The organism is Labrys sp. ALF-8, from assembly GCF_059699065.1.
Window position 1 is genome coordinate 2,977,246 of record NZ_AP048537.1, and the last position, 22,940, is coordinate 3,000,185.

The 22,940-nt window shown below is 65.8% G+C and carries 23 protein-coding genes; 16 read left to right on the forward strand and 7 right to left on the reverse strand.

Annotated features, from left to right (window positions below; genetic code table 11):
- Positions 1–77: 77 nt before the first annotated feature.
- From AC6H34_RS13735 to AC6H34_RS13775, 9 genes are read left to right on the forward strand one after another with little or no spacing between them, the layout of a single operon-like run.
- The gene (locus AC6H34_RS13735; RefSeq protein ID WP_448149435.1) at positions 78–1,232 is read left to right on the forward strand and encodes a GNAT family N-acetyltransferase; all 1,155 of its coding nucleotides are present in this window, start codon (positions 78–80) and stop codon (positions 1,230–1,232) included.
- 21 nt (positions 1,233–1,253) lie between these two features.
- Entirely contained in the window at positions 1,254–1,538 is a 285-nt protein-coding gene (locus tag AC6H34_RS13740; protein ID WP_448149434.1) for an acyl carrier protein, read from the forward strand.
- Positions 1,501–2,751, forward strand: a complete 1,251-nt coding sequence (locus AC6H34_RS13745) for a beta-ketoacyl-[acyl-carrier-protein] synthase family protein (protein WP_448149433.1) — start codon at positions 1,501–1,503, stop codon at positions 2,749–2,751. Before AC6H34_RS13740 ends, AC6H34_RS13745 begins: the two co-directional genes overlap by 38 nt.
- Positions 2,748–3,164 (forward strand): hotdog family protein, encoded by a 417-nt coding sequence (locus tag AC6H34_RS13750; protein ID WP_497539151.1) that lies wholly within the window; start codon positions 2,748–2,750, stop codon positions 3,162–3,164. The genes AC6H34_RS13745 and AC6H34_RS13750 overlap by 4 nt, the downstream gene beginning before the upstream one ends.
- Positions 3,161–3,559 (forward strand): MaoC family dehydratase, encoded by a 399-nt coding sequence (locus AC6H34_RS13755; protein ID WP_448149431.1) that lies wholly within the window; start codon positions 3,161–3,163, stop codon positions 3,557–3,559. Before AC6H34_RS13750 ends, AC6H34_RS13755 begins: the two co-directional genes overlap by 4 nt.
- A complete protein-coding gene (locus tag AC6H34_RS13760) occupies positions 3,556–4,341 on the forward strand; it encodes an SDR family NAD(P)-dependent oxidoreductase (RefSeq protein ID WP_497539152.1) in 786 nt (261 codons plus the stop codon). Before AC6H34_RS13755 ends, AC6H34_RS13760 begins: the two co-directional genes overlap by 4 nt.
- Positions 4,338–5,504 (forward strand): glycosyltransferase family 2 protein, encoded by a 1,167-nt coding sequence (locus AC6H34_RS13765; RefSeq protein WP_497539153.1) that lies wholly within the window; start codon positions 4,338–4,340, stop codon positions 5,502–5,504. The genes AC6H34_RS13760 and AC6H34_RS13765 overlap by 4 nt, the downstream gene beginning before the upstream one ends.
- Complete coding sequence (locus AC6H34_RS13770) at positions 5,501–6,748, forward strand: glycosyltransferase family 2 protein (protein WP_497539154.1); 1,248 nt, start codon at positions 5,501–5,503, stop codon at positions 6,746–6,748. The genes AC6H34_RS13765 and AC6H34_RS13770 overlap by 4 nt, the downstream gene beginning before the upstream one ends.
- 8 nt (positions 6,749–6,756) lie before the next feature.
- The gene (locus AC6H34_RS13775; protein WP_497539155.1) at positions 6,757–8,085 is read left to right on the forward strand and encodes a glycosyltransferase family 2 protein; all 1,329 of its coding nucleotides are present in this window, start codon (positions 6,757–6,759) and stop codon (positions 8,083–8,085) included.
- Between the two features lie 328 nt (positions 8,086–8,413).
- On the opposite strand, the gene ydiK is transcribed toward AC6H34_RS13775, so the two are convergent.
- Together ydiK and AC6H34_RS13785 are read right to left on the reverse strand one after the other, a co-directional pair.
- Positions 8,414–9,541 (reverse strand): AI-2E family transporter YdiK, encoded by a 1,128-nt coding sequence (ydiK, locus tag AC6H34_RS13780; RefSeq protein ID WP_448149426.1) that lies wholly within the window; start codon positions 9,539–9,541, stop codon positions 8,414–8,416.
- A 138-nt stretch (positions 9,542–9,679) separates the two neighbouring features.
- Entirely contained in the window at positions 9,680–10,060 is a 381-nt protein-coding gene (locus AC6H34_RS13785) for a hypothetical protein (protein ID WP_497539156.1), read from the reverse strand.
- Between the two features lie 424 nt (positions 10,061–10,484).
- Between AC6H34_RS13785 and AC6H34_RS13790 the strand changes: the two genes are divergently transcribed.
- Complete coding sequence (locus AC6H34_RS13790) at positions 10,485–10,844, forward strand: hypothetical protein (protein WP_448149424.1); 360 nt, start codon at positions 10,485–10,487, stop codon at positions 10,842–10,844.
- Position 10,845: 1 nt separating this feature from the next.
- Complete coding sequence (locus AC6H34_RS13795; RefSeq protein WP_497539157.1) at positions 10,846–11,094, forward strand: hypothetical protein; 249 nt, start codon at positions 10,846–10,848, stop codon at positions 11,092–11,094.
- Between the two features lie 468 nt (positions 11,095–11,562).
- On the opposite strand, the gene AC6H34_RS13800 is transcribed toward AC6H34_RS13795, so the two are convergent.
- Both AC6H34_RS13800 and AC6H34_RS13805 read right to left on the reverse strand, forming a co-directional pair.
- Positions 11,563–12,378 (reverse strand): oxidoreductase, encoded by an 816-nt coding sequence (locus AC6H34_RS13800; protein WP_497539158.1) that lies wholly within the window; start codon positions 12,376–12,378, stop codon positions 11,563–11,565.
- 162 nt (positions 12,379–12,540) lie between these two features.
- The gene (locus AC6H34_RS13805) at positions 12,541–13,146 is read right to left on the reverse strand and encodes a TetR/AcrR family transcriptional regulator (protein WP_497539159.1); all 606 of its coding nucleotides are present in this window, start codon (positions 13,144–13,146) and stop codon (positions 12,541–12,543) included.
- Between the two features lie 84 nt (positions 13,147–13,230).
- On the opposite strand from AC6H34_RS13805, the gene AC6H34_RS13810 reads away from it, so the two are divergent.
- From AC6H34_RS13810 to AC6H34_RS13820, 3 genes are all read left to right on the forward strand, one after another.
- A complete protein-coding gene (locus AC6H34_RS13810) occupies positions 13,231–14,343 on the forward strand; it encodes an efflux RND transporter periplasmic adaptor subunit (protein ID WP_497539160.1) in 1,113 nt (370 codons plus the stop codon).
- On the forward strand, positions 14,343–17,453 hold the full coding sequence (locus AC6H34_RS13815) for an efflux RND transporter permease subunit (RefSeq protein WP_497539161.1): 3,111 nt from the start codon (positions 14,343–14,345) through the stop codon (positions 17,451–17,453). Before AC6H34_RS13810 ends, AC6H34_RS13815 begins: the two co-directional genes overlap by 1 nt.
- A 447-nt stretch (positions 17,454–17,900) precedes the next feature.
- Positions 17,901–18,089: a hypothetical protein gene (locus AC6H34_RS13820; RefSeq protein ID WP_497539162.1), complete on the forward strand. Its 189-nt coding sequence runs from the start codon at positions 17,901–17,903 to the stop codon at positions 18,087–18,089.
- Positions 18,090–18,263: 174 nt separating this feature from the next.
- Here the strand turns inward: AC6H34_RS13820 and AC6H34_RS13825 are convergent, their stop codons facing one another.
- Entirely contained in the window at positions 18,264–18,974 is a 711-nt protein-coding gene (locus tag AC6H34_RS13825) for a L,D-transpeptidase (protein WP_448149420.1), read from the reverse strand.
- A 434-nt stretch (positions 18,975–19,408) separates the two neighbouring features.
- On the reverse strand, positions 19,409–20,320 hold the full coding sequence (locus AC6H34_RS13830) for a LysR family transcriptional regulator (RefSeq protein ID WP_497539163.1): 912 nt from the start codon (positions 20,318–20,320) through the stop codon (positions 19,409–19,411).
- A 114-nt stretch (positions 20,321–20,434) separates the two neighbouring features.
- Between AC6H34_RS13830 and AC6H34_RS13835 the strand changes: the two genes are divergently transcribed.
- Both AC6H34_RS13835 and AC6H34_RS13840 read left to right on the forward strand, forming a co-directional pair.
- A complete protein-coding gene (locus AC6H34_RS13835; protein ID WP_448149418.1) occupies positions 20,435–21,187 on the forward strand; it encodes an SDR family NAD(P)-dependent oxidoreductase in 753 nt (250 codons plus the stop codon).
- Positions 21,188–21,268: 81 nt separating this feature from the next.
- On the forward strand, positions 21,269–21,658 hold the full coding sequence (locus AC6H34_RS13840) for a nuclear transport factor 2 family protein (RefSeq protein ID WP_497539164.1): 390 nt from the start codon (positions 21,269–21,271) through the stop codon (positions 21,656–21,658).
- Positions 21,659–21,681: 23 nt separating this feature from the next.
- Here the strand turns inward: AC6H34_RS13840 and AC6H34_RS13845 are convergent, their stop codons facing one another.
- Positions 21,682–22,848: an aminotransferase class I/II-fold pyridoxal phosphate-dependent enzyme gene (locus AC6H34_RS13845; protein ID WP_497539165.1), complete on the reverse strand. Its 1,167-nt coding sequence runs from the start codon at positions 22,846–22,848 to the stop codon at positions 21,682–21,684.
- Positions 22,849–22,940 lie beyond the last annotated feature (92 nt).

Below are 22,940 nucleotides of genomic sequence, written 5' to 3' on the forward strand. Positions count from 1 at the left end.
GAGCCTTCCCGACGTGGCCGGCGATTGCCTTTCCGGCGGGGAATTGACAAAAGGGCGGCGCATTCACCGGAGAGCGCATGTCCCCCATCGTCCGCCCCGTCTCGTCCAAGCGCGAGCTGGCCGCCTTCCTGGCCCTGCCGCGGCGGATCTATGCGGACTTCGCCGACTATGTCGCGCCGCTCGACTATGATCGCGCGCAGCTCATCGATCCCGGGAAGAGCGCCTTCTGGACCCATGGCGAGGCCGCCTATTGGCTTGCCTACGACCCGGCCGGCCGGCCGGTCGGCCGCATATCCGCGCAGGTCGACAACCTTGCCACCGGCCCTCAGCACGAGGGCGCCGGCTTCTTCGGCTGCTTCGACGCGATCGACGACGCCGAGGTGGTGGCCGCCCTGGTGGCGACCGCCCGCGGCTACCTCGCCGGCAAGGGCAAGAGGGTCATGCGCGGCCCCTTCACTCTCTCGATCAATGCCGAGTCCGGGCTGCTGATCGAAGGCTTCACCGCCCCGCCCATGGTGCTGATGCCCTGGCATCCGCCTTATCTGCGCGCGCATCTGGAGGCCGCCGGCTGCCACCTGGTGAAGGTGCTGCACTCCTATGCCTTCGACCGGCGCGGCAGCGATCTTGGCGCGAAGCTTGGGAAGCTCGGCATGGAGCGTCGCCGCAAGGGCTTTTCCGTGCGTCCCATGCGCATGGATCATCTCGCCGAGGATGCCGAACTCGGCCGCAGGCTCTTCAACGGCTCCTGGGCTGGGAATTGGGGTTTCGTGCCCGTCTCCGAGGCCGAGATGACGGCGATGATCAAGGCCTTCAGGCCGCTGCTCAAGTCCGAATACGGGGTCTTCGTCGAGAAGGACGGCGAGCTGGTCGGCTTCGCGCTGTTCCTGCCCAACGTCTACGAGATTACCGGCGACCTCGGCGGCGCGCCGTCGCCGCTCGGCTGGCTCAGGCTCGCCTGGCGGGGGCTCAGGCGGCCTTTCACCGGGGGGCGGGCCGTGCTGTTCGGCGTAGCTTCGAGGCTCGTCGGATCGGTTTCCGGGGCCAGTGTTTCGCTCATTCTGGTGGATGAACTGCTTCGCCGGGCCGGTATCACCGGTGTGCAAGATTTGGAATGCGGTTGGATTCTTGACGACAACTATGCCATGACGAGCGTTGTTGAATGGCTCGGGGCCCAGTCGACTCGACGCTTCGGCGTCTTCGAAACATCGATTCAGCCTCTTCGCGCAGAATGAACATCTGTGCCCGGAAAGAAGATGTCGACCGAAACAAAAGAAAACCTCCTGTCCGATCCCCAGCGTGTCTATGACGAGGTGGTCAACCTTATCGTAACCGAAGGCATGGTCGATCGCGAAAAGGTCACGCCAGACGCGACATTCGAAACGCTTGGCTTGAAATCCATCGATATCGTGATGATTCTCACGGCGGTGGAGGAGAAGTTCGACGTCTACATCCCGATGGACGGTTCGATTGCCGAAGCCAAGGATCTGAAGTCCTTCATCGATGGGGTTCTGGCGCGCATTGCCAGCGAAAAGTCCTGATTTGAGAAAGAGACGCGTCTTCATTACCGGCATGGGGGCGGCCACGGCCGCCGGGCTCGGCGTTTCCGCCTTGTGGGACGCGGCGCGCGAAGGCCGTAGCGCCATCGGCCCCCTGGAAGTTCCGCGTCCGCTGCGCCACAACATCCGCATCGCCGGCCAGTTGCGCGGCTTCAATCCCGCCGACCACATCGGCCCCGAGATATTGCCCTTCTGCGATCGCTTCACCCAGCTCGCCATCGTGGCGGGCGACGAGGCGCTGGCGCAGGCTGGCCTGCCGCGCGAGGAGAAGCTCGGGCTTCGCACGGCCACCATCGTCGGCACCGGCATCGGCGGCGGCGACACGATCGAGACCGGCATTCACAATGCCTATGTCACCGGCCAGCGCCTCGACCCCTGGAGCGTGCCGCGGCTGATGCCGAACGCCGCCGCCTCGCAGCTCAGCGCCCGCTATGGCGCGCGCGGTCCATCCTTCTCGGTAGCCAGCGCCTGCGCCTCGGGCACCCAGGCGATCGGGCTCGGAACCCAGTTCATCCGCGCCGGCATGGTGGATCGCGCCGTCGTCGGCGGTGCGGAGGCCTGCATCACGGCGTCCGGCATGAAGGGATGGGAAGCCCTGCGCGTGCTCTCGCCGGACGCCTGCCGCCCCTTCTCGAAGGACCGCAACGGCATGGTGCTCGGCGAAGGCGCCGGCATCTTCGTGCTGGAGAGCGAGGAGGCCCTCGAGGCCCGCGGCGCCACGCCCCTGGCCGAGCTTTGCGGCTACGGCACGTCCAGCGACGCCGGCGACATCGTGCGCCCGGACGCGGAGGGCGCCGCCACGGCCATCGGAGCAGCGCTCGAGGATGCGGCGCTGGCGCCCGGCGATATCGACTACGTCAACGCGCATGGCACCGGCACGCTCGCCAACGATGCGACCGAGGCCGCCGCCCTGAAGCGCGTCTTCGGCGAGAAGCTCCCCCTCGTCCCGGTCTCCTCCACCAAGCCGGTGCACGGCCACGGCCTCGGCGCCGGGGGAGCGATCGAGCTGGCGGTCACGGTGATGGCGCTGCGGGACGGCGTCGCCCCGCCCACCCTCAACTGGACAACGCCGGACCCCAGGTGCGATCTTGACTGCGTGCCGGGGCACAAACGGGCCGTGACCATGCGCCATGCCATGTCCAATTCCTTCGCGTTCGGCGGCATCAATGCCGTGCTGATCGTCGGCCGGGCATGACCGCGCCCTCCACCCCGCCGCCCCCGCTGCGAATTGGCCCGGTCGAGGCCCGCGTGGAGGCCGAGGCCGTCGCGCGCTACCGGACGGCCACGGCCATCGGCGGCCTCGATTCTCCGGCGGACGAGGTTCCCGCCACGTTCCCGGCGGTCTGGCTGTGGCATCCGGCGGCGCGGTCGGCCTTCGACGACCTTTCCGGCGATGACGGCCTCATCCCCGTGCTGATCGCCCAGCGCTTCTGCTATCGCCGGGCGCTGCGGGTCGGCGACGAGGTCCGTTTCTTCATCACGCGCCGCGTCGATCCGGCGGCGGCCGGTGACGTGCAGATCGAGGCGCATGTCGAGGACAAGGCGGGCGCGGTCATCGCCGACTTCTCGGCAACCTATCGCCTGTTCGGGCCGGAGGCGGCGCGATGAAGGCGGTGATGGAGCCGCTGCGGATCGGTCCGGTCGGCCGGACCCAGGTCGAGGCCTTCGCTGCGGTCTCGGGGGACGCCAATCCGCTGCATGTGAACAGGGAGATCGCGCACGCCATCGGCCTGCGGGAGGCGCCCGTGCATGGCATGCTGCTGGTCGCCTTCCTGCACCAGGCGGTGCGGCGCCACGCGCCTGATGCCGTCGTCGCCGCGCTTTCAACCCGCTTCATGGCGCCCGTGCCGGTGGGGGAGAGCATCGAGATCACCGGGCGGGTGGTGAAGCAGGGCGGCATGGCCGAGGCGCTGATCCTGCGCCTGATGGTCAGGACGGGTGCCGGCGCGCTCGCCTGCATGGCGGAGGCGACGCTGGCCGCCCCGCCCGGAGGCTGGCGGTGAGCACCGTCCTGATCACCGGCGCGACCAGCGGCATCGGCCGCGCGCTCGCGCTGGACTATGCCGGACCTGGCATGCGGCTGTTGCTCGTCGGGCGTGACGAGGCGCGGCTGGAAGAGGTCGCCGGGCTCTGCCGCGCCAGGGGTGCCGAGGTCGTCGCCGGCAGGCTCGACCTGCGGGAGCGGGAGGCCACGGCGGCCTGGATCGCCGGGCAGGATGCCGCCCACGCCATCGACCTTGCCATCGCCTGCGCCGGCATCGTGTCGGGCACCAGCGCCGCCCGCCCCGTGGAGAGCGAGGAAGCCCTGCGCGCGGTGCTGGCGATAGACCTCATAGGCGTCGTCAACACCATCGAGCCGACCCTGGCGGCGATGCGACCACGCCGGAGAGGGCACGTCGCCATGGTGGGATCGCTGGCGGGGCTGAGAGGCTTTCCCTCCTCGCCCGCCTATTCCATGGCGAAGGCGGCGGTCCATGCCTACGCCGAGGGCATCCGTCCGGCGTTGCGGCGCGAGGGCATCGCCGTCAGCCTGATCGCGCCCGGCTTCGTGCGCACGCCGCTCAACGAGGCGGTGGTCGCCCCGCGTCCGCTGGAGATGGACGCCGGCCGGGCCGCGCGCATCATCCGCCGCGGGCTCGAGGGTCGCCGCGCGATGATCGCCTTTCCCCTCGTCCTCTATCTCGGCCTGCGCCTCCTCGCTCTGATGCCGGCTCGCCTGGGCGACCTGCTGCTCGACCGCCCCGGCGTCGACGTGCCGGAGACCAGGGAACGGGAGCGGCGATGAGCATCGCGGCGGTCCTGTTCGGGCTGTGGTGGCTGGCGTCGGTCGCACTGCTGCTTGGCTCGGCCGTTTTGGCCATGCAGTGCCGGTTTTCCCCGGAGCGTGGCCGCCCGGGTCAGGGGATCGGCCTTCCGGCGGAGAGGGATGGCGATGTCGCGGCGGCGGCCGACATGCCGATCTCCATCCTCGTGCCGCTGCGCTCCTTCCAGGAGACGGGCCACCCTGCCAATGCGGCCCTGGCGGTGCTGGACCATCCGGCCGGCGAGATTCTGTTTTCCGCCCGGCGCGACCCGGTCGGCGACGGCGCCGCCTCCTGGCGCGAACCCGGCGGGGTCGGGCTGCGCGCCAGGTGCGTTCCCACCGCCCCGCGCCCCGGTTGGAACCCCAAGCTTGCCAATCTCGCCGAGCCCCTGGAGGCCGCCGCCAACGACCTCATCCTCGTCAAGGATGCCGCCACGCTCCTGTCGCAGGAAACCCTCCGCGCCATGGCCGCCGCCCTGCGTCCCGGCATCGGCCTCGTCTGCGCGGTGCCGGTTGCACGCCGGCCCCGTGGCCTTGCCGCCCATGTCGAGGCCGCGTTGATCAACACCTATGGCGCGCGCATGCTGCTGGCGCTTTCCGCCCTCGGCGGCGGGGCGGGCATCGGCGCGGCCATGCTGTTCCGGCGCAGCGATCTCCAGGCGGCGGGCGGGCTCGCCGCCATCGCCTCGGCGGTCGCCGACGACCACGCGCTTGCGGGCCTGCTGGCGGGGAGGGGGTTGCGCACCGTCCTCGCCGCCACGGTGGACCAGGACCTCGGCGTGCGCGAGCCGTCCGCGATCTGGCGGCGGCACCTGCGCTGGGCGATCTGCCGCCGGCTGGAGGAGCCGGTTGCCTTCGCGGCCGAACCTTTAACCGGCCTTGCCGCTGCCTGTGTCGCCGCATCCGGCGCGGCCCCGGCCCTGGGTATGTCCTTCGCCTGGGCGATCCTCGCCACCATGCCGCTCTGGCCGGCGGTCGAGATCCTGCTTGCCGCCTGCCGGGGCTGGCCGCTCGCCTGGGCGACGCCCCTCGCCATCCTGCTGCGCGAGGCCGTAATGCCCGCGCTCTGGCTCCGCGCGCTCGCGGCGCGGCGCATCGTCTGGGGCGGAAGGGCGATGCCGCTCTCGGCGGGGCGGCGGCCATGATCGGCCTGATCGACGCCCTCGGCCTCCTTGCGGCCCTGTTCCTCTTCCTCCTGCTCGCCCAGCATCTGCGCCTGGCGTTGCGGGCGAGGGGATATACGCCGCCGCGGGCGGACGAGGCCGCGATCGCTGCGGCCGGGGTCTTCCCCGCCATCCTCCTGCAGATCCCGCTCTACAACGAGGCCGGCTCGGTGGAGGGGGCGCTCGCCTCGGCCCTCGCGCTGGACTGGCCGGCCGAACGGCTCACCATCCAGCTTCTCGACGATTCCACCGACGAGACCGCCGCGCTCGCCGCCGCCGCCATTGCCCGCCTGCCGCCCGGCGGGCCTTTGGTGCAGCATGTCCGCCGCCCCGACCGGCTCGGCTTCAAGGCCGGCGCGCTGGCGGAGGGCATGGCGCGCAGCGAAGCCCCGCTCGTCGCCATCCTCGATGCCGATTTCCGGGCTCCCGCCGCCTGGCTGCGCCGGGCCGTGGCGGTGCTGGCGGCGGACGAGTGGGCCGCTTTCGCCCAGTTCCGCTTCGAGTTCGCCAACCGCGACCAGAACTGGATGACGCGCGGCCAGCAGCTCTCCGTCGACGCCCATTTCCTCGCCGAGCAGGCGGGCCGGCAGGCCTGCGGCGATCCCTTCCAGTTCAACGGCACGGGCGCTGTTTGGCGGCGCGCGGCGATCGAGGCGGCCGGCGGCTGGTCGCCGGATACGCTGGCGGAGGACCTGGACCTCACCTTCCGCGCCTATGCGGCCGGCTGGCACGGCCTGCTGCTCCTCGACCTGCTGCTCGCTTGCGAGGCCCCGGCCGATCTCGCCGCCTGGCGCGTGCAGCAGGCGCGCTGGTCCGCCGGCTTCGTGCAGGTGGCGCGGAAGGCGTTGCCGCTGGTCTGGCGTTCCGGCTGGCCGTTTTCACGCAAGGCAGGCTCGACGCTGTTGCTCGGCCTTCAACTCGGGCTGCCGTGCTTCCTCGTCGCCGTCGCGGCCTTCGCGCTCGATGCCGCGCTGCGCGGCTTCGGCCCGGCGCATGCCGCAATTCTGATATCGGCCGGGCTTATGGTCGCTGTGTCGGCCGTGGCGATCACCCTGCCGCCGTTTCGCCGCTTGCGCCGGGGTGGTATGCTCCGCTACGGGGCAACCCTGGCGATGATTCCGGCGTTGCTGGTGATCATGGCGGCGGCGAATTCCGCCGCCGTGCTGGCTGCTCCCTTCGGGCGCCGGCACGTTTTCGTGAGGACGCCGAAGGCCGGCGGCAGATAGGGGCGGTTTTGGACGGTTTGTGGGAGAGTATCCGGGCTGTCGCCGGCGTGGCGGCGATGGTCCTGTCGGGCGTTTCCCTGCTCGGCTGGGCGGTGACCTTCGCCTCGACGGTCGCGACCTTCTATCTCGTCGCCAAACATGGCCGCCTGCGCGGGAAGGGCATGGCGGCGGAGCGGGCGGCCCTGTCGCGGCCCCTTCCGAGGGCAGAGGACCTGCCCCACGTCGTGGTGCAGATCCCCACCTACAACGAAGGCGCCATGGTGGCGCGCGCGCTGGATGCGGCCTGCGCGCTGGAATGGCCGCGCGACAGGCTGCACATCCAGATCCTCGACGATTCCACCGACGGCTCCACCTTGTTCGCCCGCCAGGAAGTGGGCGTGCGCCAGGCGCGCGGCTTCGATGTCGAGCTGATCCACCGGACCGACCGCTCGGAATACAAGGCCGGCGCGCTGGCCAACGCCATGACGATGACGCCGCACGGCTTCTTCGCCATCCTCGACGTCGACTACGTGCCCGAGCCGGATTTCCTGGTGAAGACCATGACCTGCCTGCTCGCCGATCCCCGCCTCGCCTTCATCCAGGCCCGCTTCGACTACATCAACCGCGAGGCGAACGAACTCACCCGCACCCAGGCCGTGCTGCTGGACGCGCACCTGGCCATCGAGCAGGCCACGCGCTGCTGGGCCGGCCATCCCCTGCCGTTCAACGGCACCTGCGGCGTGTGGCGGCGCGAGGCCATCGAGGCGGCCGGCGGCTGGCGCGGCGGCACGCTGGCGGAGGACCTCGACCTCTCCTATCGCGCCTGGCGCATCGGCCGGCGCGGCTCCTTCCTGATGGGCGTGCCGGTGCCGGGCGAACTGCCCGAGACCATGAAGGCCTGGATGACGCAGCAGCAGCGCTGGACCAAGGGCTTCGGCGAGGTGATGCTGCGCCTGCTCTGGCCGATCCTGGGCGACGCCAGCCTGCCCTGGGCCGATCGCTGGAAGGCCGCCATGCATCTCGGCGTCTGGTGGTCGGGCCTGGCCTGGGCCGTGGCCCTGCCCACCGGCCTCGCCGCCATCCTCCTAGGCTCCCCCCTGCGCTGGCCCCTGGCGGGGCTGCTGCTCGGTCAGCTCCTGATCGGCTACGTGGCGCTCTTCGTCTTCCTGCGCGCCGGCAACCTCTCCCTGCGCCCCGGCCAGACCACCCTGCGCCAGTTCACCCGCGACTTCTTCTTCGTCTCCCGCAACCTCTTCAGGATCGGCGCCGTGATCGGCCCGGCGCAGCGCGAGGTGATCTTCGGCAAGCGCAGCGAGTTCGTGCGCACGCCGAAATCGGCGGTGGTGAAGGCGGGGTGAAGGGGGCTGTGAGGGCCGGTTCCAGGTGCGGCGATAGCCGGGCGTAGTGTCGAGCGCTCAATTGAGCTGCAACCTTTGTCCGGCCGGGAAGAGCCGGCCGGACGGGCCTCGACATCGCCGGTGGTGCCGATCGGATTTCGCTGGGCGGAATGCGCTGGCGCCTTTGACCCGGGCCAGTCCGAACAAGCGGGGAAAATCTTGCTTCGGACTTGCGCGCCTCGGATCTGCCGGAGCAAAGCGCGTTTAGGGAGAAACGCCGCTTTTCTCCAGCTCTTTGTTTTTCGACGCGTCTTTGCGTTTTGTCGATTCCGTCAAGATACAAGACGCTCTAGCGTTTTGCCTGGGATTCAGCAGCGGGAAGCTGTGCCGTATCCGGGTCGACATCCTCGAAAATCCAGGCGGTCAGCAGTGTATAGGTCACGGCAAGAACCGTCGGGCCGATGAAGATGCCGAGAAGGCCGAAGGTGATCAATCCTCCGATCACGCCAGCCATGATGAGGAGAAGGGGCAAGTCGGCGCCGCGCCGGATCAGGATCGGCCGTATGATCTGGTCGATTGTCCCGGCAACCAGCGTGAAGGCCAGCAGCGCGGCGCCTCGGATCATCTCTCCCGAATAGAACAGCCAGATCACCGCCGGTAGGAGGACGAAGCCCGGCCCGAGCTGGACCAGGCACAGAATGAACATCAATGCCGTGAACAGCACCGCGAAATCGACGCCCACCACGACGAGCCCTATCCCTCCGATGAGACTCTGGACGAGCGCAGTCACCACGACGCCCAGCGCAACGGCTCGTATCGCCTTTCCCGCGAGGGCGACGGCCCGTTCGCCGCGTTCGTGCGCCATCCGCCGGCCGAAGCGCAGCATGTAGGCGCCCGCGCTCTCGCCGCTCGCGTAGAGGAGCGCCGCGAGAGCCGTCGACAGGAGGAGTTGCACCAGCAGCCCGCCAAGGCTTCCCGCGACGGAGGCCAGCCATCTCGTCACGGTGCCGCTATAGGGAGCGAGCCAGACGGCGGCGAGGTCCTGGACGCCGCTCGACGCCAGCCCTTCCCAGCTATCCGCGAGAGGTGCCCCGACAACCGGCACGCCGGCGATCCACGGCGGTGGCGGCGGGATGCGCATCGAGAGGATCTTGCGCAGGAGGTCGGCGATTACATCGAGATTTGTGACCACCTTGCCGACGGCGAGCCAGAGCGGCACGATCAGCAGCAGCAGGATCAGGATCGTCATGATCGTTACTGCGATGCCGCGTCTATTGCCGACATGGCGCTCGACCCAGCGCATCAGAGGCCAGGTCGCAAGCACGATGGTGGTCGCCCACAAGATTGCAGGCAGGAACGGCTGCAGAACAAAGAAGCTTGCAAGCAGCAGCCCTGCAATGAACAGTATGTTGAGGGTGACGCGCCCGATGTCCTGATGGTTCTGCGGCATGCCAAGGCCCGAAACCGAAGTGTTCACGATCGAGTATGGTCCCGGCAGGCGCCACGATGCAAGCGACCCGGCCTGCAAGGGCCGAGTTAGATTCGATGCTCGCGAAGGGGCGCAGGACAGGGCGCCCGCTGCCAAGACACCCAACGCGAAAAGCGAACGATCATACTACTGATTGTCGACACAGGCATCGGCCAGGCATTCTTCGATCTGCTTGAGAAGCCGGATGCCGGGGGTGTCGTCTTCGAGGATTCTCTCCATCGTGACCCCGTCGGCGTGGCAGGCCGTGGCCTTGCGCAGGCCTGCCAGGCCCCGAGACAATGCCTGGGTGTCGGATGCGTTGAGCGTCAGCACGCCCGGGGGCTTGGTGAAAAGCGTGGCGACGGGCGCGCCGTTCAGCAACTCCTGCGCATTGATGGCCTTCCCCAGCGATATCAAGACCGCCTGGTCCTTCGGATCGAGTTTCACATTTGTCTGAGGGCGGATACCGCAGGCGAGCGCCGAATTGATCGAGAGCACGAGCGTCGCAAAAGCCACAACGGAGCGCATTCGCGTCTTCCCCCAAAGATCGCTACTTCTTGCGCCACTCTGCTGCAGGCGGCCCGAGAATTCAACTTGGGTGAAAGGCAGTGCCTGGTGGTAATCTCGAAGTTGGCAGAATGATGTGATGGTGCGCATGGAGAAGGCGGCGAACCGCATCATCGCATCCATCGGGACCAAAGACAGGTGGCACTTCAGTCAGTGACGGTGGCCGCCAGCATTGTTCAACCCAGGGCATGTGATCGAGCCAGGATCGTATTTCCGAATGCGGGCTTCAAAGTGCTTCCATGCATTTACCGGTCTGGATTGGCGGGAACCGACCAATCCGGTCGGGGGCCGACGATCGAAATTGCGGAGATCCGGTTCGCGACTGATCGAGAACCACGACGTGGTGGAACTCGCTGGACATATGGGCGAACGGAGGAGGCAAGCCATGCGATCGATCTTCGTGGTTGGCATTATCGCATTATGCGGTTTGGCGGGGAGCGCCGCGATCGCCGCGCAACGCCCGGCCCTGTGCAAGCTCGTGGTCAAGGGCAAGACCTATATCGACGGCCGGTGCAATTTCGAGGACTTCGGTCAGGACGGATCGTTTGCCATCGGCGTTCTCAGGGATGACCAGCGAATCCCCGCCGGCGGGTTTCATTTCGCCTATGTCGACGTGCATGGAAACACGGCGGAGGCCAGGTGGAACGAGGATCGAACAGATCTACATGCTGACGCGCCTCTGGGAACGCTCACTCGCAAGGGTGCATGCTGGGTGAACGCCATCGCGCAGATTTGCGCGTGGTGAGTTGCTGCAACGGCAGCGCCCCCTGGCGGGGCTGCCGCTCGGCCAACTCCTGATCGGCTGCGCGGCGCTCTTCATTTTCCCGCGTCCCGGCAACCTCTCGCCGCGCCAGTTCGCCCGCGACTTCTTCTTCGTCTCCCGCAACCTCTTCAGGATTGGGGTCGTGATCGGCTTGGCGCAGCGGGAGGTGATCTTCGGCAAGCGCAACGAGTTCGTGTGCATGCCGAAAGTGGCGGTGGTGAAGGCTGGGTGAAGGGGGGGAAGATGACGTTCGCGAGTGGCTGGATAAGGGCCGGAAACTGACCGGCACCTTCTGTTGCACCCAGGAGAATTAGAAGACATTCAAGTTAGTGATCTCGTAATCTAAGCATGTTTTCCTAGGCTGAAGCTCCATGTGCCCCTTTAGTATTTTTGCTGCGATCAGGTATCGGCTCGAATCCTGTCGGCCACGCCATTCGCAACGCATTTATCTTTCTATGATGTTTTTTGGGTGCGGCAGAACAAGACTGGGCAACGTTCAGTTCGGCAACGTCCATAATGGGCAGGATTGATGCCATCTCTGTTCGGGTGGTAACGTACGGTGTCGTCACGATCATGCTCGCGAGCGAGTGTTCATTACGGAAATGCCAGAAACGGGGCTGTCGCCGTTTGCCCCCAGGACATGCCCGCAGTGCCATAAGAACTTCTGAAAGCCGACTCACCGCATATTGCTGATCTTGCGTCAGACCGGCATCTCGAGCTGCTTTCGCAGGCTCTTGTCGAATGCGGACGCGGGGACGAAACGGCGCAGGAAACTGACCTGACGCGCCATTTTTCCCGCCGCATAGCGGCTCTTTGGAGCGGGATCGGTCGCAGCCGCCAAAACCGTCTTGGCCACGACTTCGGGCGCATCGCCTTTTTCAATCGCTTTACGCACGACTAAATTCATTTTAGCGCGCGCGGAGTCGTAGATATCGAGCAACTGATCCGGCCTGGCGAGATTGTTCTCGAATGACGTGCGAGTATAGGCTGGCTCGACCAAGACAACGCGAATTCCGAACGGGCGCAGTTCATGGTCAAGCGATTCAGAATAGCCTTCAATGGCATGTTTGGTCGATGCGTAGAGCGCGAAATAGGGAGCTGGGATAAATCCCTGCACCGAGCTCAGATTGATGATTCTGCCCTTCCTTTGATGGCGCATTATAGGTAGCGCCGCTCTGGTGACGCGCAGAACGCCGAAGACGTTCACGTCGAACAGCGCCTGAGCCTGCACCATCGAGGATTCCTCTGCGCCGCCAAGCAGCCCAACGCCGGCGTTGTTGACGAGCAGATCGATGCGCCCCGCCTTGACCATCACCTCTTCGACCAGTTTCACCACAGACTCATCATTGGTCACGTCACAGGCCAGCATGGTCACGCCATCGATGCTTTGGGCAGTCGTACGGCGGCTGGTTCCGAATACGCTAAAACCCGCATTCTGCAAGACTTTGGCCGTCGCGCGCCCAATGCCGGAGGATGCCCCTGTCACCAGGGCGACGCCAGGATTGTTCTTGTTCATGGGATTCACGTTTTTCCTATCGCGAATGTCATGCATCGCGTGCCTCTTCGTCCCTGCCCTGTTTGTCGGCTGCTACTCCGGTGGGTTGGGAAAACAGGAACGGCCAGAGGCAAGGCTTCAATGTTGGGCTTGCGCCGCTCACGCGGGTTGGAGAATCCATCGTCATAGGCGCGGTCCTTGCTGGGCATCGTTTGCAAACGACCCATTCAAAATGCTCTCGGCGGCCGCTTGCAGGAACCGCTTCGACAACTGCTCGTCGTTAACAGCTCGCGAGAGAATTACCGCGCCGACCATAGTCGAGAGAATGGCCATCGCCTTGCCACCGCGCTCCTGGCCATCGGCCTCGCCAACCCAGGGACCGAGCATTTCTAGGTAGTCTCTGATTCCGGCTTCGAATGAGGCCTTCACATCGGCGCCGTGCCTGGCAGCATCCGAGCCGAGCGCAACGACCGGACAGCCTTCCATCTTTTCCGCGCCGTGCTCCATGCTGAGGTAGAACGCGATTACCGCGCCAAGCGGGTCCTGCGGATTGGCCGCGGCTGCGGCTGACCATCGTTGAAAGGCACTCTCCAAGGCCCGCCTGGACGCTTGCGCAGCCAAGTCGTCCTTTGACGCGAACTGCTTGTAAAACGCGCCCTGGGTCAGCCCGGCACTCTCCATCAGGTCCTTGAGGCCGATGCCGTCAAAGCCGTGCTCCCGAAAAAGGCGGCTCGCCACGTTGATTACTGTCTGCCGGTTTTCCTCAGCCTGAACGCGACTAACTCGCATTGTCGATCTCCAGAATTAGATTGCGTCCAACATCTATATTGGATATAGATGTTGGACGCAATCTAATTTGACAAGGCAACAAAGATGAAAATGAAACCCGCTATTATGGTGTCGGGCGCCCTGATCGCGGGGCTTGGAGTGGCCGCATTCGTCGCGCTTTCCCTTTACGGGCAAAAAGCTGTGGCCCTGAGCGACCCGAGACAGGAAGCGCCGATCGTCAGTCTGGCATTGGCAGCGCCGGTGACCGGTGCCGAACGCTCCTTCACAGGTATCGTCGGGGCAAGGGTGGAGAGCAATCTAGGTTTTCGCGTTCCTGGAAAGGTCGTGGAACGGCTGGTGAATGCCGGTCAGCAGGTCAAGGCCCGTCAGCCGCTGATGCGAATCGACGAAACCGACCTCCGCCTCGCGCTGACTGCAAAGCGCAACGCTGTTGCGGCGGCACGCGCGGTCCTGACTCAGGCGAACGCCGACGAGTCGCGTTATGCAGTTCTGGTCAAAAACGGACTGGCGGCAACGCCGCAGCGTTATGAGCAGGCGAAGGCCGCCCTTGATACTGCGACGGCACAGCTTGCCGTGGCGGAAGCGGAAGCGAAGGTAGCAGAGAACGAGGCTGCCTATTCCGTTCTGGTAGCGGATGCCGATGGAACGGTAATCGAAACGCTAGCCGAGCCGGGACAGGTCGTCTCCGCCGGTCAGGCCGTGGTTCGACTTGCCCATGCCGGACCGCGCGAGGCGGTGGTCGCATTGCCCGAAACGATCCGGCCGGCGATCGGGTCGGTGGCAGAGGCCAGTGTGTACGGGAGCGATGAACGCCGCTACACGGCGCATCTGCGGCAGCTATCGGATTCTGCCGACGCCCAGACCCGCACCTATGAAGCCCGCTATGTGCTCGACGGCGACGCCGCGGCGGCACCGCTGGGAGCAACGGTCACCATTCGTTTGGTCAATCAGGCGAGCCAGCCCGAGGTGGAAGTGCCACTCGGAGCGGTGCTAGACAATGGCCATAGCACTGGCGTCTGGGTCTTGGATGGCGCCACCTCGACGGTGAAATTCCAGCCCGTCAAGCTTGTGCGTGTGACCAGCGAAACCGCCGTGATCTCCGGACTGACGTCTGGTGAACCGGTTGTTTCGCTCGGGGCTCATCTTCTGCAAGAGGGCGCTCGCGTCCGGGCTGCCTCGGAAAGCGGGAGCAACTGATGAGCCTCAATCTGTCCGAGCTTGCTGTTCGCGAACGCGCCGTCACCCTGTTCTTTATCGTGCTTCTGGCCGCCGCCGGCGTCTATTCTTTCGTCAAGTTGGGGCGGGCGGAGGATCCATCCTTTACCATCAAGACACTGACGGTCACGACCGTATGGCCAGGGGCGACGGCACGCGAGATGCAGGATCTCGTCGCCGAGCCACTTGAAAAGCGTATCCAGGAGCTGACTTACTATGACCGTGTCGAGACGACAACACGCCCAGGCTATGCCTTTCTGACCGTTACGCTGAAGGATAGCACGCCACCCTCCGCCGTTGAGGAGGAGTTCTACCAGGCGCGCAAGAAACTCGGAGACGAAGCGCGAAATCTGCCGCCCGGCGTTCTCGGCCCGTTCGTCAACGACGAATATTCCGATGTGAGCTTCGGCCTGTACGCGCTAAAGGCCAACGGCATGCCGATGCGCGAGCTTGTGCGGCAGGCCGAAGCGATCCGACAGGATCTCCTGCATGTGCCTGGCGTGAAGAAGATCAACATCCTCGGCGAGCGCCCCGAACAGATTTTTGTCGAGTTCTCCTATGCCAAGCTCGCCACGCTGGGCGTATCGGCGCAGGACATAGCCTCCGCCTTGCAGCGGCAAAACACCGTCACGCCGGCGGGTTCGATCGATACACGTGGCCCGCAGGTCTTCATCCGGTTAGACGGCGCCTATGACAGCGTTCAGGCGATCGCCGATACACCGATCGTCGCGGGCGGCCGCACGTTGAAGCTCTCCGACATCGCGAGTGTGCGGCGCGGTTATGAAGACCCTCCGACTTACATCATCCGCCATGAGGGCGAGCCCGCCATCATGCTTGGGGCGGTGATGCAGCAGGGGTGGAATGGGCTGGAACTCGGCAAAGCCCTGGATGAGAGATCGGCCGCCATCGCACAGACATTGCCGCTCGGAATGACGCTCGCCAAGGTCAGCGACCAGGCGGTGAATATCGAAGAGGCGGTGGGCGAGTTCATGCTGAAATTCGTAATGGCGCTCGGCGTCGTGCTGTTTGTCAGTCTGGTCGCACTCGGCTGGCGAGTTGGTATCGTCGTGGCGCTGGCCGTCCCGCTGACGCTTGCCGTCGTGTTCCTCATTATGCTGGAAACCGGCCGGTTCTTCGATCGCATCACGCTCGGTGCGCTCATTCTGGCTCTCGGCCTTCTCGTCGACGACGCCATCATCGCCATTGAGGTGATGGTGGTGAAGATGGAAGAGGGCGTGGACCGCATCAAGGCGGCCGCCTATGCTTGGAGCCATACGGCAGCACCGATGCTGTCCGGCACGCTCGTGACAATCATCGGGCTGATGCCGGTTGGCTTTGCCAGTTCGTCCGCCGGCGAGTACGCGGGCAACATCTTCTGGGTCGTCGGTTTTGCGCTGATCGTTTCCTGGATCGTGGCGGTGGTCTTCACCCCTTACCTCGGCGTCAAGTTGCTACCCGCGATCAAGCCAGTCGAGGGTGGCCATCACGCCATCTACGACACGCCGAATTACCGGCGCCTGCGGGGACTGATCAAATTCACCGTGCGCCACAAGTTCGTAACCTGCGCTGTCGTTGGCGTCGCCATGGCTCTCTCTGTGGCTGGAATGGGAGCGGTGAAACAGCAGTTCTTCCCGACGTCGGATCGTCCCGAGGTGCTGGTCGAAGTGCGCATGCCGGAAGGCACGAGTATCGAGGCAACGACGGCCGCAGTCGAAAAGCTCGAAGTCTGGCTGAAGGAACAGCCCGAGGCGAAGATCGTCACGAGTTACATCGGCCAGGGCGCTCCGCGCTTCTTCTTTGCCATGGCGCCGGAATTGCCGGACCCCGCCTTCGCCAAGATTGTTGTTCTAACCCCCGATGCGGCGGCGCGTGAGACGTTGAAACATCGGCTTCGTGATGCGGTTGCACAAGGGCTGGTGCCCGAAGCCTTTGTCCGTGTTACGCAGCTGGTATTCGGTCCCTACACGCCATTTCCTGTCGAGTTCCGCGTCATGGGACCCGATCCCGCGCAACTCTACAGCATTTCCGAGAAGGCCCTCGACATCATGCGGGGCGTCGCGGACGTGCGGCAGGCCAACCGCGACTGGGGCAATCGTACACCCGTGCTCCGCTTTATCCCCGACCAGGATCGACTTAACCTGATTGGTCTTTCGCCGGCCGAGGCGGCCCAGCAGATGCAGTTGCTGCTCACGGGCATTCCGGTCACGCAGGTCCGCGAGAACATTCGCAACGTGTCGGTGGTAGCGCGCAGCGCCGGCGAAAATCGCCTTGATCCGGCACGGTTGGCAGATTTTTCGCTGATGAGCCGGGATGGCCGCCAGGTTCCGCTCGATCAGATTGGCCATTCCGAAATCCGGTTTGAGGAACCGATCCTGAAACGCCGCGATCGAACGCCGGTCATCACGATCCGGTCCGATATCAACGAGGCAATGCAGCCTCCGGAGGTTTCGCAACAGGTCATGAAGGCACTTCAACCGCTGATCGCTTCGCTTCCAGTGGGCTATCACATCGAGATGGGCGGAAATATCGAGGAGTCGCTCAAGGCCAATGTCGCACTTGTCAAGATATTCCCGGCCATGGTCGCCGCCATGCTGATCGTGATTATCTTGCAGGTTCGCAGCCTCTCGACGATGACCATGGTTATGTTGACGGCACCCCTCGGTTTTGCTGGTGTGGTTCCGACGTTGCTTATGTTCAATCAGCCCTTCGGGTTTAATGCTATCCTCGGACTGATAGGACTGGCCGGAATCTTGATGCGCAACACGCTGATCCTGACTGAGCAGATCAAGGAGAATCAAGCGGCCGGGCTTGACGACTACCATGCCGTCATCGAGGCGACTGTCCAGCGGACACGCCCCGTTATCCTGACCGCACTGGCTGCGGTTCTTGCGTTCATTCCACTTACACACTCGGTGTTCTGGGGATCAATGGCCTATACGCTTATCGGCGGCACGGCGGCCGGGACTGCATTAATCCTGCTGTTCCTTCCAGCACTCTATGCCGCGTGGTTCCGGATCAGGCCGCCTGCGGATGAAATCCATGAGGATTCGAAGGAGGAACCGGAACGGCAAGCAGCAATGGCTGCAGAATAGAGGCTTTATTTAGCTGCAGGTTACCCTATCTGGGAGCTCCTGATCCATATGTGTTCCGGCCCAGTGGGCTGCAAGTCGCGCTTGCCACGGTAGCCACGGGGGTAGGTATATGGCCTGGATTGCGATGGCTGATGGGATTTGGAGAAGATGCTCCCATGTCGGGGTTCGAAGTCGAGAAGCGACTTCGAACCAGCCTCGTCGTAAGGGTGAGAAGGAAAATATTCAGGCAGGGCCTCATGACCAATGCGCGGGTCGGCCTTAAGCTTGTCCCGACCAGCCGTATTGTTGAAATCGCTTCTAGTCATCGATCTGGGATCAAAATTTTATATCGACGTAACAATGACATAAGAGTTCCCATCTTCATCCTCACCGGGACGCCGGACGAGATTCGAATGCCGCAACTCCGAGGCCGACCCGGCCGCCTTCGGGCACGGCGGCGTCACGGGCTTGTGGTTCGTAAAGGTCAACGTCATGCGCGATCACTACGCGCTCAACGGTTGCGAGACATCGAGCTGGGATCGCTGGCGGGAGGCGCCTCGGCCGAAACGCTCGATCCTCGATGACGAGACCGGGCTGCTGGATGACTTGGCCGCACGGCCGGCGCAACCGCTCGTCCAAATCGCGCCGGACTGGTGAACAGCCGAGAGAATGTCCGCGATGTGCCGTCGAGGCAGTGGCTCATCCGAACCCGCGCGGCGCGGACGCACCACAGGCGACCGCCGCACGGCCACGCTCTCCCGGCCCCCAACGAGCGCCCCGGTTCCCTGCGCTGCCCGCTCGGGCAGCGCCTGGACGGGGCGTCGTCGCTGCCTAGGCCGGCAGGACGACCACCTTGGTCTGGACCGGCGTCTGCTCGTAGAGGTGGATCATGTCCTGACTGAGGAGGCCGATGCAGCCGCTCGACACGCCGGTCCCGATCGATTGGGCCACGCGGGTACTGTAGATCGTGTAGAGCGTGTAGCGGCCGTTCTGGTAGAGATAGAGCGTGCGTGCGCCGAGCGGGTTGTCGAGGCCGCCCGGCATGCCGCCGGCATATTTGGCCGCCTCGGGCTGGCGCTGGATCATCTCCTTGGGCGGTGTCCAGGTCGCCCATTCGGCCTTGCGCCCGACATAGGCGTCACCGCTCCACAGGAACCCGGCGCGGCCCACGCTGGCGCCATAGCGGGTGGCGTTCCCGCCGTCCTCTATGCGGTAGACGTAGTGATTGTGGGGATCGACGATGATCGTGCCGGCCGCTTCCTTGCTGTCGTAGCGCACCGTCCGGCGATAGAATTTCGGATCGATCTTGCTGACGTCGACCGCAGGGATCGGGAATTTCTCGTCTGGCACCGGTCCGTAGAGCCTCTGTGCCTCGGCGAGGCTCATGCCGCCGGATGTCGCGCAACCGGCCAGCCCCAGCGCGCCGATCCCGAGGGCGGAGCCGACCAGAAACGACCGGCGGTTGAGAAGCCCCGCCCGAAGCTCAAGCCGGGCTGCCTCGTCCATCTCGCCGGCACCGGCAATCCCACCGTCCATGATCATGATTCTTGAGTCCCCGTATCCCGTTGTCCGACCCGGGAATGCACCGGCACGAACCCGCCGCGTCTCCCGACGGGCGGACATTGCCCCCAGACGGCCCGATTGGCAAGCGCGGGCCTTCTTCGCGCCGCGTCGCCGTCCGACGGAGGCGGTGGCATCATGCGGTTCCGAAGGCCCACATTGCGCCGAGTTCCGGCAGGATCGGGCGGATCGCGGCAGAGGCCGGGGCTGCCGGGCTCGTCCCCGCGGCTTTCGCGGCCGAATACGGGCGGCGTGCCTCCGGAGGGCGGTCCACAGCTTTCGGCGTTCGGGGAGGGGTGAAACGCCGAAAATCCGCTTCCACGAATGAAGCAGGCGTCCACCCTTGGCACGTCGGGCATCTGGGCGATCAGCCGGAGGCCGCCATTGGCCCCGTTCTCCGCTGATCTCGACGGGCGCTATCTTCCTGGCCGGGCCGCGGCGACGTCGCGCGGGAAGCCCGCCGCGAGATGATCGATCAGCGCACGGACGGCGGGCGGCAGGCCCCGCCGCGTCGTGAAGACCAGATGCACGATGCCTTGCAGTCCGCGCCATGCCGGCAGCACGCGCACCAGGCGCCCGGCATCCAGCGCATTGCGGCAGACATGGTCCGGCAGGATCGCCACTCCCAATCCGTCGATGGCGGCGTTGCGCACGCTGGCCATGTCCTCGCACCCCATTCGCGGCTCCACGCGCACGACATGCTTGCGGCCATCCTCCGTCTCCAGATGCCATTCGATGTCGTCCGCGGCGTCATTGGTCGCGAGCGCGGGCAGTGAGGCCAGCTGCTCGATGCTGCCCACCTGGCCGGCAAGTCCGGGGCTGGCGACGAGGATGCGGGTCGAAACGCCAAGCGAGCGCATCGTCAGGGCGGCGTCGCTGGTGAGGCTTCCGCGTACCCGGAGCGCGAGATCGATCCGCTCCTCGATCAGGTCGACGGGCCGGTCCGTCGCAACGAGCTGGAGGCGCACCTTGGGATAGCGAACGAGGAAGGCGGAGATCAGGCCGGAAATCGGCTCCAGCATTCCGGTGGGGCAACTGAAGCGGATGCGGCCGTGAGGCTCGGCCTGCGCCTGCACGACCAGCGCTTCGGCCTGTTCCGCCTCTGTTAGCATCGCCCTGCATCGCTCGTAGAAGGCCTGGCCCGTGTCCGTCACCCGGAAACGGCGGCTCGACCGCTCGATCAGGCGAAGTCCCAGCCTGTCCTCCAACCCGGCGATGCGCCGGCTGAGCTTCGACTTGGGCTCGCGCAGGGCGCGGCCCGCCGCCGCGAACCCGCCATGGGCCACGACCTCGGCGAAATAGGCATGATCATTGAGATCGACCTTCATCAGCGTTCCTCCTGTGGAACGCTATGTGCCATAATTGCCGACTACAGGCATCATCGTTCTCGTTGCATCTACAAGGGGCACCGGCAATTGGCCGGACAATCAAGGAGCCCGACGATGACAAGCAAGTTCGACAGCAAGGTGGTGGTGGTGACTGGCGGGACCAGCGGCATCGGCCTGGCCACCGCGAAGGCATTCGCCGCCGAAGGCGCGTTCGTATTCATCACCGGGCGGCGCCAGGAGGCTCTCGACGCTGCGCTGAAGCAGATCGGCGGCAGGGTCACCGGCGTGCGGGGCGACATGTCCAAGCTCGCCGACATCGACCGCCTTTATGATGCCGTCCAGCAGAAGCATGGCCAGATCGACGTGGTCTTCGCCAATGCGGGCGGTGGAGAGATGGCGCCTCTCGGCGCGATCACGGAGGAGCATTACCAGAGCACCTTCGATACCAATGTGAAGGGCGTGCTCTTCACGGTGCAGAAGGCGCTGCCGCTCCTCAAGGACGGTGCCTCGGTGATCCTGACGGGTTCGACTACGAGCGTCTCGGGCACGCCGGCCTTCAGCGTCTACTCGGCGACGAAAGCGGCGGTCCGCAACTTCGCCCGCAACTGGATCCTCGACCTCAAGGACCGGCATATCCGCGTGAATGCGATCAGCCCCGGCGTGACCGACACCGCCGGCCTGAACGAGCTGTTCGGCGGCGGCGAGCAGGCCCAGGGCACGAAGGACTATCTGGCCACCCTGATCCCCGCCGGGCGCGTCGGCCAGCCCGAGGAGATCGCCAGGGCGGTCCTGTTCCTGGCATCCGACGAAGCCAGCTTCGTCAATGGCGTCGAGCTCTTCGTCGACGGTGGCCAGGCGCAGATCTGAGGACCAGCCGGACCGGAAGGCGCCCTCGTTCCCGCGACGGCGCCATCCGCATCGATCACCGAACCTTTCAGGAGAGACGCCATGGCGCCAAATGCCGAACTTCCGGAGCGCATTCGCGACCTGCTCGATCGAAACCTCCAGGAGGTCTTCGGGGAGGGCGATGCCGAACGTCGGCGTGCCGCGGTCGACGAGCTGTGGGCGGAGGACGGCGTGCTCTACGCGCCGCCAGGGGCCATCGTGGGTCGCGAGGCGATCGATCGATTCGCCGGCGAGCTGAGAGCCACGCACCCGCACTTCGTCTACACGCCGCGAGGCGAGGCGCAGGTCCTCCACAACGCCGGCCGGCTTGCCTGGGGATCCGGCCCTCGCGGCGAGGTGCCGGTCTACACGGGATTGGATGTGCTCATCGTGGCGGACGGCAGGATCGCCGCCCTCTATGTGTTCCTGGACGAGACGGTGGTACCGCAATAGCGGCGGTGGCGGGCTCTATCCCCTCAAGCCGCCGGCCGGAGCACGCCCGTCTGCCGGCCCGTCGTCGCGATGATCGCCAGCGCCTTGTCGATGTCCTCCGCCGCATGCGCGGCGGAGACCGAATAGCGCAGCACCACCTCGCCGTTCGGGGTGGCGGGCGGGATCAGCATGTTGACGTAGAGCCCGGCGCGCAGCAGGGCGGTCCAGGTGTCGAGGCCGGGCTTGATGCCGGGCATGCGCACCGCGCCCACCGGGCCGGCCGGAGCCAGGGGAGGCAGGCCGAGGGCGGTGAGGCCGCGATGGAAGGCCTCGGCGTGCCGGAAGACGGTGCGGCGCCTTTCCGTGTCGTCGCGGATGATGGTGAGCGCCTGTCCGGCGGCCGCCACCACGGGTGGGGGCAGGGAGGCGGTGTAGAGATAGCTGCGCGCGGCAAAGCGCAGGGCCCGGAAGGCGGGATCGTCGGTGACGCAATAGCCGCCCACCACGCCGACGCTCTTGGAGAAGGTGCCGACGATGACGTCGACCCTGTCCTCCACGCCCTGCGCCTCGGCGACGCCGCGCCCTCCGGTACCGTAGAGGCCGAGCGAATGCGCCTCGTCCACCAGCAGCACGGCGCCGAGGCTCGCCGTCACGCCGCTGATGGCCGGCAGGTCCGCCAGGTCGCCCAGCACGCTGTAGAGGCCTTCGGCGACGACCAGCGTGCGGGCCGGCGCGATACCGCTCTCGGCGACGACGCGGGCGAGATCATCGGCGTCGTTGTGCCGGAAGGTGAGGACCCTGGCGCCCGAGAGCCGGGCGGCGTCGAAGATCGAGGCATGGCAATGGGCGTCGAGCACCGCCGCATCACCCTCGCGCACCAGTCCGCCGATGGTGCCGAGATTGGCCATGAAGCCGGTGGAGAACACCACCGCGTCGCGCCGGCCGTAGAGACCGGCGATGCGGCGCTCGAGTTCCACATGCAGGGCCTGGTTGCCGCTGGCGACCCGCGAGGCGGTGGAGCCGGTGCCGAAGCTCGCCAGGGCGGCGGTGGCGGCTGCGATGCAGGAGGGATCGAAGTTCAGGCCGAGATAGGAATTGGTGCCGAACATCAGGGTCTCCCGGCCCTCGATCACGGCGCGCACCGGACTCAGCACTTTCTCGATCACCACGTTGAGCGGGGTCACAGCATCGCCGATGGAACGATCGAACATATCCGCAAATCCTCGCGCGCGTGCCTTGATCCCGGGCGGTCCTGCCATATCTACTCCTCGAACGCCTGCAAGCCCGCGTCGCCGGGCTGATT

Bases quoted from the DNA above. Each gene is read 5' to 3' on its own strand.
- AC6H34_RS13735 (WP_448149435.1), top strand. From the start codon at position 78: ATGTCCCCCATCGTCCGCCCCGTCTCGTCCAAGCGCGAGCTGGCCGCC.
- AC6H34_RS13740 (WP_448149434.1), top strand. From the start codon at position 1,254: ATGTCGACCGAAACAAAAGAAAACCTCCTGTCCGATCCCCAGCGTGTC.
- AC6H34_RS13745 (WP_448149433.1), top strand. From the start codon at position 1,501: ATGGGGTTCTGGCGCGCATTGCCAGCGAAAAGTCCTGATTTGAGAAAG.
- AC6H34_RS13750 (WP_497539151.1), top strand. From the start codon at position 2,748: ATGACCGCGCCCTCCACCCCGCCGCCCCCGCTGCGAATTGGCCCGGTC.
- AC6H34_RS13755 (WP_448149431.1), top strand. From the start codon at position 3,161: ATGAAGGCGGTGATGGAGCCGCTGCGGATCGGTCCGGTCGGCCGGACC.
- AC6H34_RS13765 (WP_497539153.1), top strand. From the start codon at position 4,338: ATGAGCATCGCGGCGGTCCTGTTCGGGCTGTGGTGGCTGGCGTCGGTC.
- AC6H34_RS13770 (WP_497539154.1), top strand. From the start codon at position 5,501: ATGATCGGCCTGATCGACGCCCTCGGCCTCCTTGCGGCCCTGTTCCTC.
- AC6H34_RS13785 (WP_497539156.1), bottom strand. From the start codon at position 10,060: ATGCGCTCCGTTGTGGCTTTTGCGACGCTCGTGCTCTCGATCAATTCG.
- AC6H34_RS13790 (WP_448149424.1), top strand. From the start codon at position 10,485: ATGCGATCGATCTTCGTGGTTGGCATTATCGCATTATGCGGTTTGGCG.
- AC6H34_RS13800 (WP_497539158.1), bottom strand. From the start codon at position 12,378: ATGAACAAGAACAATCCTGGCGTCGCCCTGGTGACAGGGGCATCCTCC.
- AC6H34_RS13805 (WP_497539159.1), bottom strand. From the start codon at position 13,146: ATGCGAGTTAGTCGCGTTCAGGCTGAGGAAAACCGGCAGACAGTAATC.
- AC6H34_RS13810 (WP_497539160.1), top strand. From the start codon at position 13,231: ATGAAAATGAAACCCGCTATTATGGTGTCGGGCGCCCTGATCGCGGGG.
- AC6H34_RS13815 (WP_497539161.1), top strand. From the start codon at position 14,343: ATGAGCCTCAATCTGTCCGAGCTTGCTGTTCGCGAACGCGCCGTCACC.
- AC6H34_RS13825 (WP_448149420.1), bottom strand. From the start codon at position 18,974: ATGATCATGGACGGTGGGATTGCCGGTGCCGGCGAGATGGACGAGGCA.
- AC6H34_RS13830 (WP_497539163.1), bottom strand. From the start codon at position 20,320: ATGAAGGTCGATCTCAATGATCATGCCTATTTCGCCGAGGTCGTGGCC.
- AC6H34_RS13835 (WP_448149418.1), top strand. From the start codon at position 20,435: ATGACAAGCAAGTTCGACAGCAAGGTGGTGGTGGTGACTGGCGGGACC.
- AC6H34_RS13840 (WP_497539164.1), top strand. From the start codon at position 21,269: ATGGCGCCAAATGCCGAACTTCCGGAGCGCATTCGCGACCTGCTCGAT.
- AC6H34_RS13845 (WP_497539165.1), bottom strand. From the start codon at position 22,848: ATGTTCGATCGTTCCATCGGCGATGCTGTGACCCCGCTCAACGTGGTG.